Here is a 15,035-nt window from a genome sequence, read left to right as displayed (position 1 = left end):
CACCAGGAGTGACTGACGACTCCAGTCCCACGTCACAGATCGCGGCTGAACTCGCCGCTACCTGGCGCTCCTACCTGCCTGATCATGCCATCGGTCTACTCAGGACCGGCGAAAGTGTCGGCAATCTGCCCCTTTCCGAGCGGACCGACGCGGTCATCCTCTTCGCCGACGTGGCCGGCTTCACCGCCATGGCCGAAAGCCTGGCCGGCTCGGGCAGCTATGGCACCGAGCGCCTCACCTCCGTGATCAATCGCTGGTTCGCGGTGACCGCGGAGGCCATCGTCACCGCGGGCGGCAGCGTGGTCGACTTCGCCGGGGACGCGCTGATCGGGTTGTTCCGCTACACCCCGGACACCGCGTTGACGGTGGCGCGTCGAGCGGTGCGATGTGCCGAGATCATCCGCATGGCCACCGCGTCCGTCGACCCGGTGCCGACCCCCGAAGGTCAACGCTCCCTGGCGATCCGGGTCGGGATGGCTTCGGGCCCGGTACTGGTCATGGTCCTCGGCGACCCCGGCATCCGCCTGCAACACCTGGTCGCCGGCCCGGCGCTGGATCAGGCGGTCAGCGCGCTGCACCGTGCGGAGCGGGGGGAGATCGTCGTGGACCCCGGTCTGCTGGACACGGCCGGACCCGAACTGGACGTACCCGTCCCGCCGGCAACCGCCGTCTCGCCGATCGCCGATCTCGAAGGTCTTCTGACCCCCTTTCTGCACCCCGCCATCCGCGACCGGCTCCGGTCGGGCCGACACGAACTCGTGAACGAGCACCGGAAGGTGACCACCGCGTTCGTCCGGTTGCCGGACCTGTCGGTGGACGATCCGCAGACCGTCCGGACGTTGCAGCGATTCCTGCGAGCCGGCGTCGCCATCATCGATCAGTACGGTGGCCATCTGCGCCATCTGATGGCGGATGACAAGGGCACCGTGCTGGTCGCGGTGTTCGGCACCCCGGTCAGCTACGAGGACGACGAGGAGCGCGCCCTGCGCTGTTGTCTCGAATTGCTGGCACTCCCGGGCGGTCCCTACCGCGGAGGCGTCACCACCGGGCGGGTCTACTGCGGTGAGGTCGGCTCAGACATCCGCCGGGAGTACGCCGTGGTGGGCGACGCCGTCAACCTGGCCGCCCGGCTGATGCAGGCGGCACCCGCCGGCCACCTGCTCATCGATCAGGTCACGCACGACCGCGTCGGCGACATCGCGCTCAATGCGCGGCAGGCCGCGGTGTCCGCGAAGGGCAAAGCCGAGCCTGTTCCGGTCTGGATCGTCCGCGAAGCACAGGAAGCGGGGCCGCCGGCCGCCAGATCGAAGGCGGCGCCCGGCTCACTGGTGGGCCGAGCCTCGGAACTGGGCCTTCTGGACGCCTTCGCCAAGCAGGTGGAGAAGGGCCACGGGCACCTGGTCTGGCTGCACGGCGAAGCCGGCATCGGCAAGACCCGGGTCGCTGATGAAGCCCTCCGGGCGGCCCGAGCGCTCGGCTTCGCCGAATACGCGGGGGGAAGCCGATCGCACGGAAAGCGGACCAGCTACCTGGTCTGGCGCTCCATTTTCCGCAAGCTCCTCGACATAGATCCCGCACTGTCCATCTCGATGCAGCAGACGGTGCTGACCGAACGGGTCTCCCGCTACGACACGTCCGGTCTGCGCGCACCGCTGCTGGCCACGGTGATCAACCTGCCGATGGAGGACACCGACCTCACCACGCAGCTGGAACCGGCCGGACGCGACGAGTTGCTGCGGGCGACCCTGCTGGCCTGCATCCGGGACCGGGCCGAGGAGGGCCCGATCGTTCTGCTGCTGGAGGACTGTCACTGGATCGATCCGGCGTCCCTGGCCCTTCTCGAATATCTGGTCCCGCACATCGCCGACCTGCCGGTCCTCATGATCGCGACCTCGCGCGAGGCGATACCGGAACGGCTGATCGGTCCGGCCCACGTCGCTGACCTGCACCTGGGACAGATGACCAGGGGTGACGCCGAACAACTGGCCACCCTTCGACTTCGTGAACGCCACGGAGTGGTGGCCGACATCGCCCCTGAGGTACTCCGGCAGATCTCCGAGCAGGCGGGCGGCAACGCCTTCTACATCGAGGAGATGGTCAGCTACCTGCACGGCCGCGGTGTCGACACGGGGAATCCCCGCGCTCTCGCCGGCGTGCCCGTACCGGAGAATCTGCAGCGCCTCGTGATGGCCCGCATCGATCAACTCAGTGACGACGAGAAGGCGACCATCAAGGTGGCCAGCGTGATCGGCCGACGCTTCCAGCCGCCCTGGATAGCGTCGATCTACCCGGCCGCCGGCAGCGCACCCGAGGTGGCGGATCACTTGAATCGCCTGCACGCCCTGGACCTCACGCCGCGCATCGCGCCGGGACCCGAACCGGAATACGAATTCAAGCATCCGGTCACGCAGGAGGCGGCCTACCAGAGCATCACCTACGACACCCGAGCGGCGCTGCACGAACGGATCGGCCGGTTCATCGAGGAGGAGTACGCCGATCGGCTCTCCCAGTACGTGGATGTGCTGGCTCATCACTACGCCCGCACCGAACGGGTCGACAAGCAACGCGCATGGTTCCGCAAGGCCGGGGATCGGGCCAGGGAGATCTTCGCGAACGAGACCGCGACCTACTACTACGGCCTCCTGCTGCCCCTGCTCGCCGATCCGGACCGCGCCCAACTGCACGTCGAGATCGGCAGCGTCCATCAGCACACCGGCCAGTGGGCGGAGGCCGAGGACCATTATCTGCAGGCGATGCGGCTGGCCCGGGTGACCGGACGACGTGACGTCCTCGCCGCCGCCCAGCGCCAGCTCGGCGATCTGCTGACCTACACCCGAACCGACGACGAGCCGGTCACCTGGCTGTCACGCGCTCTCGCGGAGTTCGAGCACCTGGGCGATGCCACCGGGCAGTGCCGGACGTTGGACAGGATCACCTTCGCCCTCTACCGCGTAGGCGCCTACAACGAGGCCCTCAGCATGGCCCAACGACACCTGGAACTGGCCACCGAGATCGGCGACCTGGCCGCGGTGAGCGCCGCGCTCGAGCACACCGGATTGGTCTACCTGCACACCGGGCGACCGGAGGCCGCCTTCGATCATCTGCAGCGGTCCCTCACCACCGCCGAGCAGTCCGGCGACCGGCAGCGCATGCTCAACGCCGCCTGCAACCTCGGCTTCGCGTCGGTCCTGGGATCCAACCACGTCCAGGCCATCGCCTCCTTCATGAACGCGCTTCAGGTGGCACAGGACATCGGAGCAGGCCAGACCGCCAACATAGTGGTCGGGAACATCGGCGAGATCTACCGGGACGAAGGCGAGTACCGGCATGCCCGGATCTGCGCCATGCGCTCGCTGCGCGTCGCACTCGAACTCGGCGATTCGTTGGCGGTGGCCGTGCAGGTGGCCAACCTGGGCGCCGTCGCCGCCGCCGAAGGCGACACCGACGTGGCACAGGACCTGCTGGAGCGGGCCATCGAGCTGATCCGGCCGCACAGTGCGCCGTTCTATCTCTGCGACTGGCTGCACCGGCTGGCCCGGCTGCATCTCGCGGCGGAACGGCTGGCGGAAGCGGAGCAGCTCAATGCCGAGGCGCTGCGGATCGCCGAGGAGCACGACGAGCGGGACGCCCGGGTGAGTGCCTACATCCTGTCGATCCGGCTGCGGGTGCGGGCCGGCCGCCTGGAGTCCGGGGATGCCACCGACATGCTGCGGAAGGCGACCGACGAGTGGAACGAGCCGCACGAGGTGGCCGCGCTGCTCGACGCGGTGCGTCAGCTCGATCCGCATGACGAACAGGCCCGGACGACGGCCGCCGACATCTACCGCACCTTGTACGAGCGGGCGCCGAGCGTCGAATACCGGCGCGCCTACCGCCGGCTCACCGGCGTGCTGCTGCCGCCCGGCCCGCCGCTGCCGGAACTGCCGGGCTGGATCGCCGCCGAGGACGGCGCCGACCTGGATGAGCTGCTGCAACGCATCGACCGCTCAGCCCGCGAGCCCCGGCCCGCCTGACCCACCATCGGCCGGCCGCCGATCCCCGCCCGAACCCGCGCGCCGCCACCGGAGGCGACCGCCCGCCCGGCACCGCCGCCGGTCGGTGCGGCGGCCGCTGTCGGTCGGTGCGGCGGCCGCTGTCGGTCGGTGCGGCGGCCGCTGTCGGCTCGGGCCGGCTGCGGTCGCCGAGCAACAGCGCTCGGCGACCGGGCGCGGACGCCGGTGGTCAGGCGGTGGCCAGGGCGTCCAGTGGGGCGTCGCCGGCCAGCTGGCGCAGGGCGCGCAGGGACGGGGTGAAGGCGTACACCGCGCCGCTGGTGGTGACGAAGCCGCCGAAGGCGGCGGCCGGGATGCCGCGGACCACCTCCGGGGCGAGGGTCTCGCCGGCCTGCCGGGCGTTGCCGCCGAGGACCGGGTCGAGACCGTCGACGGCCGGGCCGTCGGTGGCGCCCGCGCGGCCGTAGCGGGCCAGGGTCGAGGACGGGAAGCCGGGGTCGGTGGCCCACCGGCGCTGCACGTACTCGAACTGGTCGTCGATGCTGGCCATGTACGCGTTGAAGAGCATGCCGCGCTCCTCACCGTTGTCCGGCTGGTGGCGGTGCAGCCGCGGGCCGAACGGGATGCCGCGGCGCAGCATCTTGTGGCCACGGTCGCGGAAGACGGCGTCCTCGCGCGGGTTGACCTTGCGGATGTGCGCGTAGCGCGGTGTCCGGGCGCCGTCGTCGTCACCGTGGTAGGTGAAGTCGTTGACCCGGTCGGGCGCGGCGAGCGGCCGGCCGTCGAGGTGCCGGCCGAGCGCCCGTGCGGCGGCGTCCTCCGGGGATCCGCCGTCGGCGGCGCTGAGCGCGTTCATGTGCTCCCACCAGCCGGCCACGTCCTGCCGCAGGCGGCGGAACACCTGGAAGGACCCGTTCCGCATCCACGCTGCCGGGGTCGGCCGCGGCGTCCAGGACGGCGGGCGACGTTCGCCGGGGTGGCCGAGGAGGAACTCGCCGGCGGCGATGACCGGCGCGCCGGACTTCTGGGTGTCGGCGAAGCCGCGGACGCCGGGCTGGGAGATGCCGTCGGCGAAACCGAAGTGCTCGATGCGCTTGCCGTGCTCGTTGCGGAGCACACCGCCCCACTGCACGGACAGGATGGCCAGCGCGTGCCGTTCCGCCTCGAGGAGTTCCCGCTCGACGGCGACGGCGAGGTCGTCGTACTCGTCGGCGGCGACGGTCAGCAGTGCGTCGACCGGCCGGCCCGGTCCGCCGACCACCCACTGCGAGGGGTCGCCGGGGCCGAGGTCGCCGAGCAGGGCCGGCGCGGTGGTGAGCAGACCGGCGTCGTCGAGGCGGGTGCCGAGCGGCCCCTGCCAGAAGGCGGTGTGACCGGCCAGGTCGCCGGCGGTCTCCGGGTGCAGCAGGGTGAGCCCGGTGCCGGTGAGGCCCACGTTCAGCAGGGCCCGCGCCGGGGTGCCGTCCGGCGCGGGTCGGCTCTGCGGAACTTCGTCGTTGCCGGTGGTGCGGCCGGCCGCACCGGTCAGCCAGGCCCGCGCGCCGGGCCGGTCGCTGCGGAAGGACAGGAAGACAAAGGCCTGGTGGTCGCCGCGGAACGGCCGCAGGATGTTGCCCTGGATCTGCGATGAGTCGGACAGCGGGGAAGCCATCGTCGGAACGTCTCCTGCTTCGGTTCGGTGGGATAGGCATTGGACGATTCCGAACGCGGGACGATCCGGCACCCCTCCTGTCAGGAATCCGATCAAGACAGTCACCGGGTCGGGACACGACCCGGGCGCCGACACGACCCGAGCAGGGGACTGCCTAGGCTGTGCGCGTGGGATACACGGGCGTCATCGTGGTGGGTCGTTCGGCGCGGCTGTTGGTTCACGAGGAGGGCATGGACGACTTCGGGTACCAGCATCGTTATGTACGGCCGCTCGGCGATGGGTGGCAGTTGGTGGAGACCGGCGGCCACCTCGAGACGCTGGAGCTTCGGGAACCGTGCCGTCGACTGGCGATGTCGACGGGGCGGCCGGTGCTGGCCGCCCAGGTGTTCGACAGTGATCGGGCGCTGCTGTGTACCGCTGTCGGGCACACCACCGGGCTGGTGACGTGTCGGTACGACGTCCTGGCGGCATGCGGTGACGAGGACGGGGCCCGGACGCCGCCCGGTGCGACCGGTCGCCCGGTGGGGGACGTGGTGAGCGGGCTGCTGGCCTGGAGCGCGGCGGCCGGCCTGCCCGCCGACCCGGCGGCGGTGCGCACGGTGGTGACCGGGGATCAGCTGGCCGACGATGCCGTCTTCGCTCTCGTGGGTGCCCTCGGCGTGGCCGGGATCGGCCGGACGCTACCGCGCGCTTTTCCGGTGGAGAGCTGGCCTTTCTCGCCGCTCTCCACGTTGGCGTACCTGGCACGGATGTCGGCTCTCGGCCGGGCGAGGGCCGGCGAGGCCGAGCCGATGGCGTCCTGGGAGTAGGCAGCGGTCACGGTGGACAGGGAACTGTGGGCTGCGGCCTACCGGCCGCCGGTCGACGTCGCGTCGTTCGCCCGGCGGGCGATCGACGTGTTCGCTGCCCGCGATGTGGCGCTCGGCAGGACCGGCGAGAGGCAGAAGGACCTCGAACTGTTGACCGCCCTGCTGGCCGAGGGACGCCTGAACCCCGAGGCGGAGATCGCGAACGATCATGACCGGCGATGGGCCGACCGTCGGGCTACCGACTCTCCGAACCCGCGCGCCCCATCCGCCTGACCCGGGGCGCCCGGAGCGGCGGTGGCGATCAGGCGTGGATCAGGGCGCGGGCGGCGTCGGTGGCCCGGGTGGCGGTGGTGTCGACGGAGCGGGCGCCTCGGGTGAAGAATCCGTCGGCGTACAGCGACGTGTAGCCGTGGGCGACCGCGATGACCGCTTCCACCAGGCTCACCGCCTGCTGGTAGGTGGGGACGTCGGTGGCGGCGGCCAGGTCGATCAGCGTGTCCATCAGGGCGCGGGTGTGGTCGCGGCGGGGGGTGTCCGGGATCGCGTACAGCTCGGGGGCGTAGATGACGTGGAAACCGGCGCCGGTGCGGACCACGTACCGGAAATAGGCCCCCGCGACCGCGGCCAACCGGGCGGACGGGTCGGCGCCGGCTTCGTCGGCGGCCGTGAGGATCGCGGACCGCAGGTCGTGGGCGGCGGCCGCGGAGACCGCGGAGAGCAGGTGGTCACGGTCGGGGAAATGACGGTACGGCGCGGCGGAGCTGACGCCGAGCCGCCGGGCGACCGCGGCGACCGAGAACCGGCGCAGACCGGCCTCGGCGAGCTGTTCGAAGCTGGCGGTGATCAGGGCAGCCCGCAGGTCACCGTGGTGGTAGGCCCGCTCCCGTGACACCGCGACACCGCCTCTCCTGGAAATCCCGGTCGACCGAACCGGCCAGCCGGTCGGACCCGCCCCGCCGAACCACCCTCCCCTACGACACCCGCGAACGGCGGACCGGACCACCACCGGCCGGGAGGCGGCTGCGCGAACGGGAGGCGACGGAGAGAGGGACAGTACGCCGAACCGGGCGGAGATGGCGCCGGGGCGGGTGTAAGTTAGCTCTTACATTATCAAGTCGTGGAGGCATCGTGAGCATCCGGCTCGGTTATCAGATTCCGAATTTCACCTACCCCGGAGTCCCCGACGAGAACCTGTTCGACACGGTCGTGGCGCAGGCCAGGGAGGCTGAGGCGGTCGGGTTCGACACCGTTCTGGTGATGGACCACTTCTACCAGCTGCCGGGTATCGGCGCGCCCGAGGCGAACATGCTCGAGGCCTACACGACGCTGGGCGCGCTCGCCACGGCGACGTCGACGGTGCAGCTGTCCACGCTGGTCACCGGGAACACGTACCGTAATCCCACCCTGCTGGCGAAAACGGTCACCACCCTGGACGTGGTGTCGAAGGGGCGGGCCATCCTCGGGATCGGCGCCGGCTGGTTCGAGCGGGAGCATCACGATCTGGGCTTCGAGTTCGGCACCTTCACCCAGCGTTTCGAGCGGCTGGAGGAGGCGCTGACCATCATCGCCCCGATGCTCAAGGGTGAGCCGGCGACTTTTGAGGGCAAATGGTATGTGGCGCGCGGGGCGATGAACAACCCGCGGGTCCGGCCGCACATCCCGATCATGCTGGGCGGCTCCGGTGAGCAGAAGACGTTCCGGCTGGCGGCCCGGTTCGCCGACCACATGAACATCATCTGCGATGTCGACGACGTGGGCCGCAAGGTGTCCGTGCTGCGGGAGCGGTGCGAGGAGATCGGGCGGGACCCGGCCACGCTGGCCACCAGCTACCTGGCCATGGGCCTGGTCGGGGAGAACGAGCAGGAGGTCAAGGAGTTCAGCGCGCTGGTCCCGGAGGACCGCCGGAACCGGGCGTTCCTGGGCACCGCCGAGCAGGTCGCCGAGCAGCTGCACGAGAAGGTGCTCGGCGCGGGGATCGGCGGGATCACCATCAACCTCATCAAGAACGGCCACCGACCCGGTGTCGTGACCGCCGTCGGTGAGGCCTTGAAGCCGCTGGTCAAGTGACGGGTGGTGCGCCCGGGCCCGGAGCGGCCCGGGCGTACCGTTCGGGTACGCCGCCGCCACCCGCGCACAATCCGGGTAGCGTGACCGGAATGGACAATGCACGCGTTCTTGTCGTCGGTGGGCACGGGAAGGTGGCGCGGCTGCTGCTGCCGCTGCTGGTCGGGGCCGGGCACGAGGTGACCGCGGCGTTCCGGGATCCCGGGCACGAGGGCGACGTGGCCGCGACCGGTGCCCGGCCGGTGGTCGCCGACGTGGAGACGCTGGACGCCGACGGGTTCGCCGAGCTGATCGCCGGGCACGACGCGGTGGTCTGGTCGGCCGGTGCCGGCGGCGGCGATCCGGGGCGCACGTACGCGGTCGACCGGGACGCGGCGATCCGGTCGATGGACGCGGCGCTGCACATCGGCGTACGCCGCTATCTGATGGTGTCGTACTTCGGTGCGCGGATCGACCACGGCGTGCCCTCCGACAGCGGTTTCTTCCCGTATGCGGAGGCGAAGGCGGCGGCGGACGCGCACCTCGCGTCGAGTGATCTGGACTGGACGATCCTGGCCCCGAGCCGGCTGACCGACGACGCGGCGACCGGCCGGATCGAGACGGCCAGCCAGGGTGCGACGGCCGGGTCGGTCAGCCGCGCCGATGTGGCCGCGGTCGTCGCGCACGCCCTGGGTGAGCCGGCGACCATCCACCGGATCGTCCGGTTCAACGCCGGCGCCACCCCGATCGCCGACGCCCTGAGCGAGGACGACCTCGTTTGACCTCGTCACGCGTCGGGTAAGCGGATCTTGACAGGCCCCGAGCGAGGGAGGGACCCGATGCCGATCCACCATCAGCAGTCCGATCCGGACCGCTACCCGCCGCTGGACCCGGGCGCACCGATTCCCGACGATCCGGGCGAACTGGATCCGACCAATCCGGACCTGCCGCCGGCGCCCGCGGAACCGATGCCGCCGATCTCGCCGGTCCCGGCCCGGCCCGAGCCGGCCACCCAGCCGGAACCCGAGCCCGCCTGAGAAAAGGCGGCCGGAGCCGGTTCGACCGGGCCGCGAAGGGCAAGCAGAAATCGTACGACGGACTCACTGTGCGACTTCGGGAACATCATTTCGGACCGGGCAGTATCCGGAAAGCGCGACCCTGAGTAGTTGACCTTTCCGGTCCTGACCTGCGGTAAGCGGTCGCCGGCCGGCACCGGCGACCGCACCCGGACCGCTGATACCGGCTATCGTGTCATCGACGCGCGACTACCTGCCGTGGCCGTCGGCATCTACGGTGCGAGGAATACCGCCCCCGCCTTTTGCCGAAGGATGTCGATGGCGCCCTTGTTCAACCGTGTGGCCGGCCCGGTGATGCCCGGGTGAGATGGCGTGGATTGACCGGTGTGCTGAGTTCGCAGGCCTGCACGCTGTCGGCGAACCGGCTGCTCACCGTCGCGGTGCCGTGGCTGGTGCTGGAGCGCACCGGCAGCGCCGCGCAGACCGGCCTGGTGGTGGCCTGTCAGGTGTTGCCGTACGCGTTCACCCAGTGGCTGGCCGGGCCGCTGCTGGACCGGATCGACCCGCGGCGGATCAGCGCGGCCGGGGACGTCGTCTCGGCCGGCGTGCTGATCGTCCCGGCCCTGTCCGGCGCTCCGCCGATCTGGCTGCTCACCGTGATGCTGCTGCTGGTGGGGTGCGCGGACGGGCCGGCGAGCGCCGCGAAGCGGCTGCTGGTGCCGTTCGCCGCGGCGGATGCCGGCCAGTCGACGGTGCGCGGCGTGGGTCTGGCCACCGCGGTCGAGCGCACCGCCACCGCGGTCGGGACCGCGCTGGCCGGTTGGCTGGTCGCCACGATCGGCGGGGACCGGGCGCTGTTCGCGGCGGCCGCGATGCTGGGCGTGGCCACGCTCATCGTGACGCTGACGGTGACCGATCCGGTGCGTGACCGCGGCCGGGACGACGAGACCTATCTGGATCGGCTGCGCACCGGCACCGCGTTCCTGCGCGGGAGTGCGCCGCTGCGCGCGGTGACCGCGATGTTCGTGGTGACCAATCTGCTGGATCAGGCGCTGATGGCGGTGCTGCTGCCGGTGTGGGCGCGGGCCGGCGGGCACGACGCGACGGTGGTCGGGCTGGCGCTGAGCACGGTGGGGCTCGCGTCGATCGCCTCGGCGCTCGCGTCGGCCGGTTTCGGCGCGCGGCTGCCGCGGCGGGCGACGTACCTGATCGGGGTGTTGACCAGCGGGCCGACCCGCATCGTCGTCCTCGCGCTGGGCCTGCCGCCGGAGGCGGTCATCGCCGTCTATGCACTGGCCGGGATCGGCTCGGGCCTGTTCAATCCGCTGCTGGAGACGCTGCAGGTGGAGCTGATCCCGGCGGCGCTGCGCGGGCGGGTGCAGACGCTGATCAACGCGTGGGCGTGGGCCGGCATCCCGGTCGGCGGCCTGTTCGGCGCGGTGCTGCTGAGCACCGGCGGCCTGCGCACCGCGCTGTGGATCTGCGGCACCGGCTATCTCGCGGCGGTGCTCTGGCCGGTCTGGCGGGTCGACTGGTCGCTTACGGTCAGCACGTCGGAGCGGCACCGGAATCCGCTCACCGTGCGCATTCCGGTGCCGCGGCGCCGGGTCGCGGCACCGGTCCCGGTCCGCGAACATTCATGACCGACGATTGCGGCGTACGCCGTCAGCTCACCCGTGCCGGCCCGAAGCCGCCGCCAGGGTGGTGATCGCGGCGCTCAACATCAGCGAGTGCAGCAGGATGTGCTCCAGATTGGGGCGGGGCCGCCCACCGATCCGGGGCAGCACCATGATGGTGCGGGCGTAGGTGCGGGCGTGCAGGTCGGCCCAGCTGACGCCGGTGCCGGCGGTGGCCCACGGCATGGTCACCCCGGCCAGGTAGGGCGACCACCACAGCAGCAGCCCGCCGAGCACCGCGAGCAGCTCGACGACGCCGCCGAGACAGCCGAGGATCGGCAGGCCGGATGCCGAGCCGAGGGCGAGCAGCACCGCGGGCAGCGCCATCACCGGTGCGTTCGTCGCGACCTCCCGGACCCGCTCGGCGCGTTTCGCGTCGCGGACGTTGTTGAACGGGAACAGATCGACCAGCGTCATCACCGCGTGATAGCCGACGGCGAGCAGGATCAGGGTCAACGCCAGGGCGGTCATCGCCACCTCCCAAAGATGTTTACGGCGTAAGCATCGCCGTCTCCGGTAGCATGGCTTACGCCGTAAGCGTCGTCAAGAGGAGTTTCGATGCCAGACCGCCGATCGGGCGAGAAAGCCGGCCTGAGCAGGGCCAAGGTGCTGGACGCCGCGCTCGACTACATCGACGCGCACGGGCTGCCGGCGCTGTCCATGCGCAAACTCGGCGCCCGGCTCGGGGTCGAGGCGATGTCGCTGTACCGGCACGTGCCGAACAAGGACGCCCTGCTCGACGGCCTGGTCGACCGGGTGCTGGAGACCGCGTTCGGCAGCCTCGGCGAACCCACCTCCGGCGACTGGCCGGACTGGCTGCGGGAGTTCGCGCACGCCCTGCGGAAGACCCTGATCGCCCACCCCGGCGTGCTGCCGCTGGCCGCCACCCGCCCGGTCAACTCGCCCGACGCGCTGCGCTGGTCGGAGTCGTGGCTGGCGGCGATGCGGGCGGCCGGGGTGCCGCTGGGCCGGGCGATGGACATGGTGAACGTGCTGGCCACGTTCACCATCGGGCACACCCTGGCCGAGGTCGGGCAGACGCCGGGGCACGAGGGCGCCGGACCCGACCTGGACCAGCGCTCGGACGAACTGGACCCGGCCGAGTTCCCGAACCTGGTGGAGGTGATCCGGACCCGGGCCGGGCTGGACTTCGACTCCCGCTTCACCGAGGCGGTCGACATCCTGATCGCCGGGTACGCCGCCGCGCAATGACCACCGCTACTTGTTTGCAGTGGTCAACGGCGGGTAGCTGTCCGTCATGGAAGAAACGGGCTATGGCGTGCTGGCACGCCGCACGCTGGTCGTGCTGGGCGTGACGCTGTCCACGCTGGCGGTGCTGTATCTGGCCCATGAGGTGCGCCGGGTCCTGACCTGGATCCTGATCGCGGCCTTCTTCGCGGTGGCACTGCATCCGGCGGTGAACTGGATGACCCGCCGGGTGACATTCTGCAGGCGTTGGCTCGCGACCCTGCTGGTCTTCGTCGCGGCGCTGGCGCTGCTGGCCGGTCTGGTCACGGTGTTCGTGGCGCCGCTGGCCCGGGAGGGCAGCCAGGTCATGGCGAACCTGCCCGGCCTGCTCGACGACGCCCGGCACGGCCGGGGCCCGGCCGGACCGCTGCTCGAACGCTTCCACGTGGTCGAGTACGCCCGGGCCAACGCCGGGCGGTTCCGCGAGTACGCCAGCGGGCTGGGCGCCCCGACCCTGGCGTTCCTGCGCTCGGTCGCCACCGGCATCGCCGGCACCGTGACCATCTTCGTGCTGTCCTACCTGATGGTGCTGGAGGCCCCGAAGATCGTGGACGGGTTCCTGGCCCTGTTCGCGCCGCGCCGGGCCGAACGGATCCGCCGGGTCGGCCACGACTGCGCCAAGACGATCACCGGGTACATCACCGGCAACCTGCTGATCAGCGCGATCTGCGGCGCGCTGACCTTCGCCGTCCTCACGGTCCTGCACGTCCCGTACGCCGGATTGATCGCTCTGTTCGTCGGTATCGCCGACCTCGTGCCGCTGGTCGGCGCCACGCTCGGCGCCGTGGCCGCCACCATCGCGGCATTCGTCCAGTCGACCACCGCCGGAATCGTGGTGATCGTCTTCTTCGTCCTCTACCAGCAGTTGGAGAACCACCTGCTGCAACCGCTGATCTTCGCCCGGACGGTGCAGCTCAACCCGCTCACCGTGCTCGTCGCGATCCTGATCGCGGTCGAGCTGGCCGGCATCCTCGGCGCACTGCTGGCCATCCCGGTCGCCGGCATCGTGCAGATCATCCTGCGCGACGTGTGGGACAGCCGGCACGGTCGCCCCAAAGCCGAGCCGACCGTCGGCGAGAATCGCGTCCCGGTCTCGGCCGTGCACGACGAGGCACGGGGCCGCGACGCCGGGACCGCTGACGTGCACGGCGCGTACGCCGGACAGCTCACCGACCGGGCCGCGTCAACCGATCCGCTGGTCGAGCCACGCGACCAGCTCGCCGAAGGCCGCTGACATCGTCGTGTCGGAGGCGGTCAGCGTGGTCGAACGCGGGCCGTCGTCGATCGTGACCGTGTACGTCATGGCGTCGCGGGCGCGCGGGGACGGAGCTGCGCCACCCGGATCCGCGGTGGCGGCCGCGACCAGGCGGCGCAGCTCCTGGGCCGCGTCCCGCGGCAGGCGATCGGCGTCCAGCACCCGGGGTGGCAGCCGCGAGGTGATCGCGGCCGCCATCCCGCCGTGCGACGCCAGGGACACCCGCATCTAGCGCGCGAGCGTCGGTGTCGTGGTCACCTGGATACCCACCCCGTCCCAGGCCGCCTTGACGGCCTGCTGCTCCCTGCTGTCCGTTCCGTAGAGCTGCTCCGCCTTGCGATACGTGGTGTCGGCGAAGTCCTGGAACTGGGCCTTGGACGTCGACGCCTTGAGCGACTCGTACCAGATGTGCCCCGGGGCCTCCCAGCTCTTCCCCCCGATCCCGATGGCGACCAGGTAGAACGCCTTGTTCGGGATGCCCGAGTTGGTGTGCACACCACCCCAGTCACCCTCGTCGGTGTCCGGCGCGTCGACGTAGCGCGACATGTGGTCGGGCTGCGGGTCCTTGCCGAACAGCTTGTTGTCGAACGCGGTGCCGGGCGCCTTCATCGAGCGCAGCGCGTCGGCGTCGATGTGCGGGGTGAACACCTCCGGGCCGATCAGCCAGTCCGCCTGGTCCGCGGTCTGGCCCAGCGACCACTGCTTGACCATCGAACCGAACGCATCGGAGATCGACTCGTTCAGCGCGCCGGACTGGCCGTGGTACTCCAGGCCCGCGGTGTGCTCGGTGACCCCGTGCGTGAGCTCGTGGGCGATCACGTCCAGCGACCCGGTGAAGTCGGTGAAGACCTGGCCGTCCCCGTCGCCGAAGACCATCTCCTGGCCGTCCCAGAACGCGTTGTTGTACCGGCGACCCCGGTGCACGTATCCCTCGAGCCGCATGCCGCGGTCGTCGATAGAGTTGCGCTGGAACACCTCGGCGTAGAACGAGCGGGTCGCGCCGAAACCGTCGAAGGCCCGGTTCGCCGAGGCGTCCGAGACGGCGGCGTCGTCCTCCGAGCGGACCAGCGTGGCGAACGGCAGGAACGTGCTGTGCCGGCAGTCGTAGACACTGCGCCGGCCGTCCGACGGCGAGGCCAGCGCGCCGGCGATCAGGCCGCGGACGCTGCGCTCGCCGCGCAGGTGCGCGGTCGACACCAGAGTGGACAGGGCCGCCTGGCGGATGTCGACGTTGTCGCTGTCCAGGAGCCTGGTCAGAATGAAGGGTGGGGTGATGCAGCTGATCCGGTGGGCGTACGTCATGGTCAACCTCGAATCCGATCGTGGCGCTTCTGGTGGAACAGAT

The 15,035-nt window shown here is 71.0% G+C and carries 14 protein-coding genes; 9 read left to right on the top strand and 5 right to left on the bottom strand.

Annotated elements, in window-relative coordinates:
* The first annotated feature begins 8 nt into the window (after positions 1–8).
* Positions 9–4,013 (top strand): tetratricopeptide repeat protein, encoded by a 4,005-nt coding sequence (locus ACSP50_RS14770; RefSeq protein WP_043511332.1) that lies wholly within the window; start codon positions 9–11, stop codon positions 4,011–4,013.
* A 208-nt stretch (positions 4,014–4,221) separates the two neighbouring features.
* Here the strand turns inward: ACSP50_RS14770 and ACSP50_RS14765 are convergent, their stop codons facing one another.
* Complete coding sequence (locus ACSP50_RS14765) at positions 4,222–5,643, bottom strand: Dyp-type peroxidase (RefSeq protein ID WP_014689595.1); 1,422 nt, start codon at positions 5,641–5,643, stop codon at positions 4,222–4,224.
* A 167-nt stretch (positions 5,644–5,810) separates the two neighbouring features.
* Between ACSP50_RS14765 and ACSP50_RS14760 the strand changes: the two genes are divergently transcribed.
* Positions 5,811–6,452 carry a hypothetical protein gene (locus ACSP50_RS14760; RefSeq protein WP_014689596.1) on the top strand — a complete coding sequence of 214 codons (642 nt, stop codon included), beginning with the start codon at positions 5,811–5,813 and terminating at the stop codon, positions 6,450–6,452.
* Between the two features lie 12 nt (positions 6,453–6,464).
* Positions 6,465–6,725, top strand: a complete 261-nt coding sequence (locus ACSP50_RS14755; protein WP_014689597.1) for a hypothetical protein — start codon at positions 6,465–6,467, stop codon at positions 6,723–6,725.
* Positions 6,726–6,753: 28 nt separating this feature from the next.
* On the opposite strand, the gene ACSP50_RS14750 is transcribed toward ACSP50_RS14755, so the two are convergent.
* The gene (locus ACSP50_RS14750) at positions 6,754–7,344 is read right to left on the bottom strand and encodes a TetR/AcrR family transcriptional regulator (protein WP_014689598.1); all 591 of its coding nucleotides are present in this window, start codon (positions 7,342–7,344) and stop codon (positions 6,754–6,756) included.
* A 236-nt stretch (positions 7,345–7,580) separates the two neighbouring features.
* Here ACSP50_RS14750 and ACSP50_RS14745 point away from each other — a divergent pair, with 236 nt between their 5' ends.
* The 4 genes from ACSP50_RS14745 to ACSP50_RS14730 all read left to right on the top strand — a co-directional run bounded on the left by ACSP50_RS14745 (position 7,581) and on the right by ACSP50_RS14730 (position 11,154).
* Entirely contained in the window at positions 7,581–8,519 is a 939-nt protein-coding gene (locus tag ACSP50_RS14745) for an LLM class F420-dependent oxidoreductase (protein WP_014689599.1), read from the top strand.
* Positions 8,520–8,608: 89 nt separating this feature from the next.
* Complete coding sequence (locus ACSP50_RS14740; RefSeq protein WP_043511335.1) at positions 8,609–9,277, top strand: NAD(P)H-binding protein; 669 nt, start codon at positions 8,609–8,611, stop codon at positions 9,275–9,277.
* Between the two features lie 57 nt (positions 9,278–9,334).
* The gene (locus tag ACSP50_RS14735; RefSeq protein ID WP_014689601.1) at positions 9,335–9,532 is read left to right on the top strand and encodes a hypothetical protein; all 198 of its coding nucleotides are present in this window, start codon (positions 9,335–9,337) and stop codon (positions 9,530–9,532) included.
* A gap of 365 nt (positions 9,533–9,897) precedes the next feature.
* The gene (locus ACSP50_RS14730) at positions 9,898–11,154 is read left to right on the top strand and encodes an MFS transporter (RefSeq protein ID WP_014689602.1); all 1,257 of its coding nucleotides are present in this window, start codon (positions 9,898–9,900) and stop codon (positions 11,152–11,154) included.
* A gap of 27 nt (positions 11,155–11,181) precedes the next feature.
* Here ACSP50_RS14730 and ACSP50_RS14725 read toward each other — a convergent pair whose 3' ends face one another.
* Entirely contained in the window at positions 11,182–11,664 is a 483-nt protein-coding gene (locus tag ACSP50_RS14725) for a hypothetical protein (protein WP_080127824.1), read from the bottom strand.
* 81 nt (positions 11,665–11,745) lie between these two features.
* Between ACSP50_RS14725 and ACSP50_RS14720 the strand changes: the two genes are divergently transcribed.
* Both ACSP50_RS14720 and ACSP50_RS14715 read left to right on the top strand, forming a co-directional pair.
* Positions 11,746–12,399 (top strand): TetR/AcrR family transcriptional regulator C-terminal domain-containing protein, encoded by a 654-nt coding sequence (locus ACSP50_RS14720; protein WP_014689604.1) that lies wholly within the window; start codon positions 11,746–11,748, stop codon positions 12,397–12,399.
* 46 nt (positions 12,400–12,445) lie between these two features.
* On the top strand, positions 12,446–13,669 hold the full coding sequence (locus tag ACSP50_RS14715) for an AI-2E family transporter (protein WP_014689605.1): 1,224 nt from the start codon (positions 12,446–12,448) through the stop codon (positions 13,667–13,669).
* On the opposite strand, the gene ACSP50_RS14710 is transcribed toward ACSP50_RS14715, so the two are convergent.
* Positions 13,619–13,918 carry a protealysin inhibitor emfourin gene (locus tag ACSP50_RS14710; RefSeq protein ID WP_014689606.1) on the bottom strand — a complete coding sequence of 100 codons (300 nt, stop codon included), beginning with the start codon at positions 13,916–13,918 and terminating at the stop codon, positions 13,619–13,621. The two genes, ACSP50_RS14715 and ACSP50_RS14710, sit on opposite strands and share 51 nt — an antisense overlap.
* Positions 13,919–14,992: a M4 family metallopeptidase gene (locus tag ACSP50_RS14705; protein WP_014689607.1), complete on the bottom strand. Its 1,074-nt coding sequence runs from the start codon at positions 14,990–14,992 to the stop codon at positions 13,919–13,921.
* Positions 14,993–15,035 lie beyond the last annotated feature (43 nt).

The organism is Actinoplanes sp. SE50/110 (assembly GCF_900119315.1).
GTDB lineage: Bacteria > Actinomycetota > Actinomycetes > Mycobacteriales > Micromonosporaceae > Actinoplanes.
The sequence above is the reverse complement of the archived record's forward strand: the minus strand, read 5'-3'. Positions and strand labels throughout refer to the sequence as shown.

What these genes read in the sequence shown, in the direction of transcription:
- ACSP50_RS14765 (WP_014689595.1), bottom strand. Translation starts at nt 5,643, where the DNA reads ATGGCTTCCCCGCTGTCCGACTCATCGCAGATCCAGGGCAACATCCTG.
- ACSP50_RS14740 (WP_043511335.1), top strand. Translation starts at nt 8,609, where the DNA reads ATGGACAATGCACGCGTTCTTGTCGTCGGTGGGCACGGGAAGGTGGCG.
- ACSP50_RS14735 (WP_014689601.1), top strand. Translation starts at nt 9,335, where the DNA reads ATGCCGATCCACCATCAGCAGTCCGATCCGGACCGCTACCCGCCGCTG.
- ACSP50_RS14720 (WP_014689604.1), top strand. Translation starts at nt 11,746, where the DNA reads ATGCCAGACCGCCGATCGGGCGAGAAAGCCGGCCTGAGCAGGGCCAAG.
- ACSP50_RS14715 (WP_014689605.1), top strand. Translation starts at nt 12,446, where the DNA reads ATGGAAGAAACGGGCTATGGCGTGCTGGCACGCCGCACGCTGGTCGTG.
- ACSP50_RS14710 (WP_014689606.1), bottom strand. Translation starts at nt 13,918, where the DNA reads ATGCGGGTGTCCCTGGCGTCGCACGGCGGGATGGCGGCCGCGATCACC.
- ACSP50_RS14705 (WP_014689607.1), bottom strand. Translation starts at nt 14,992, where the DNA reads ATGACGTACGCCCACCGGATCAGCTGCATCACCCCACCCTTCATTCTG.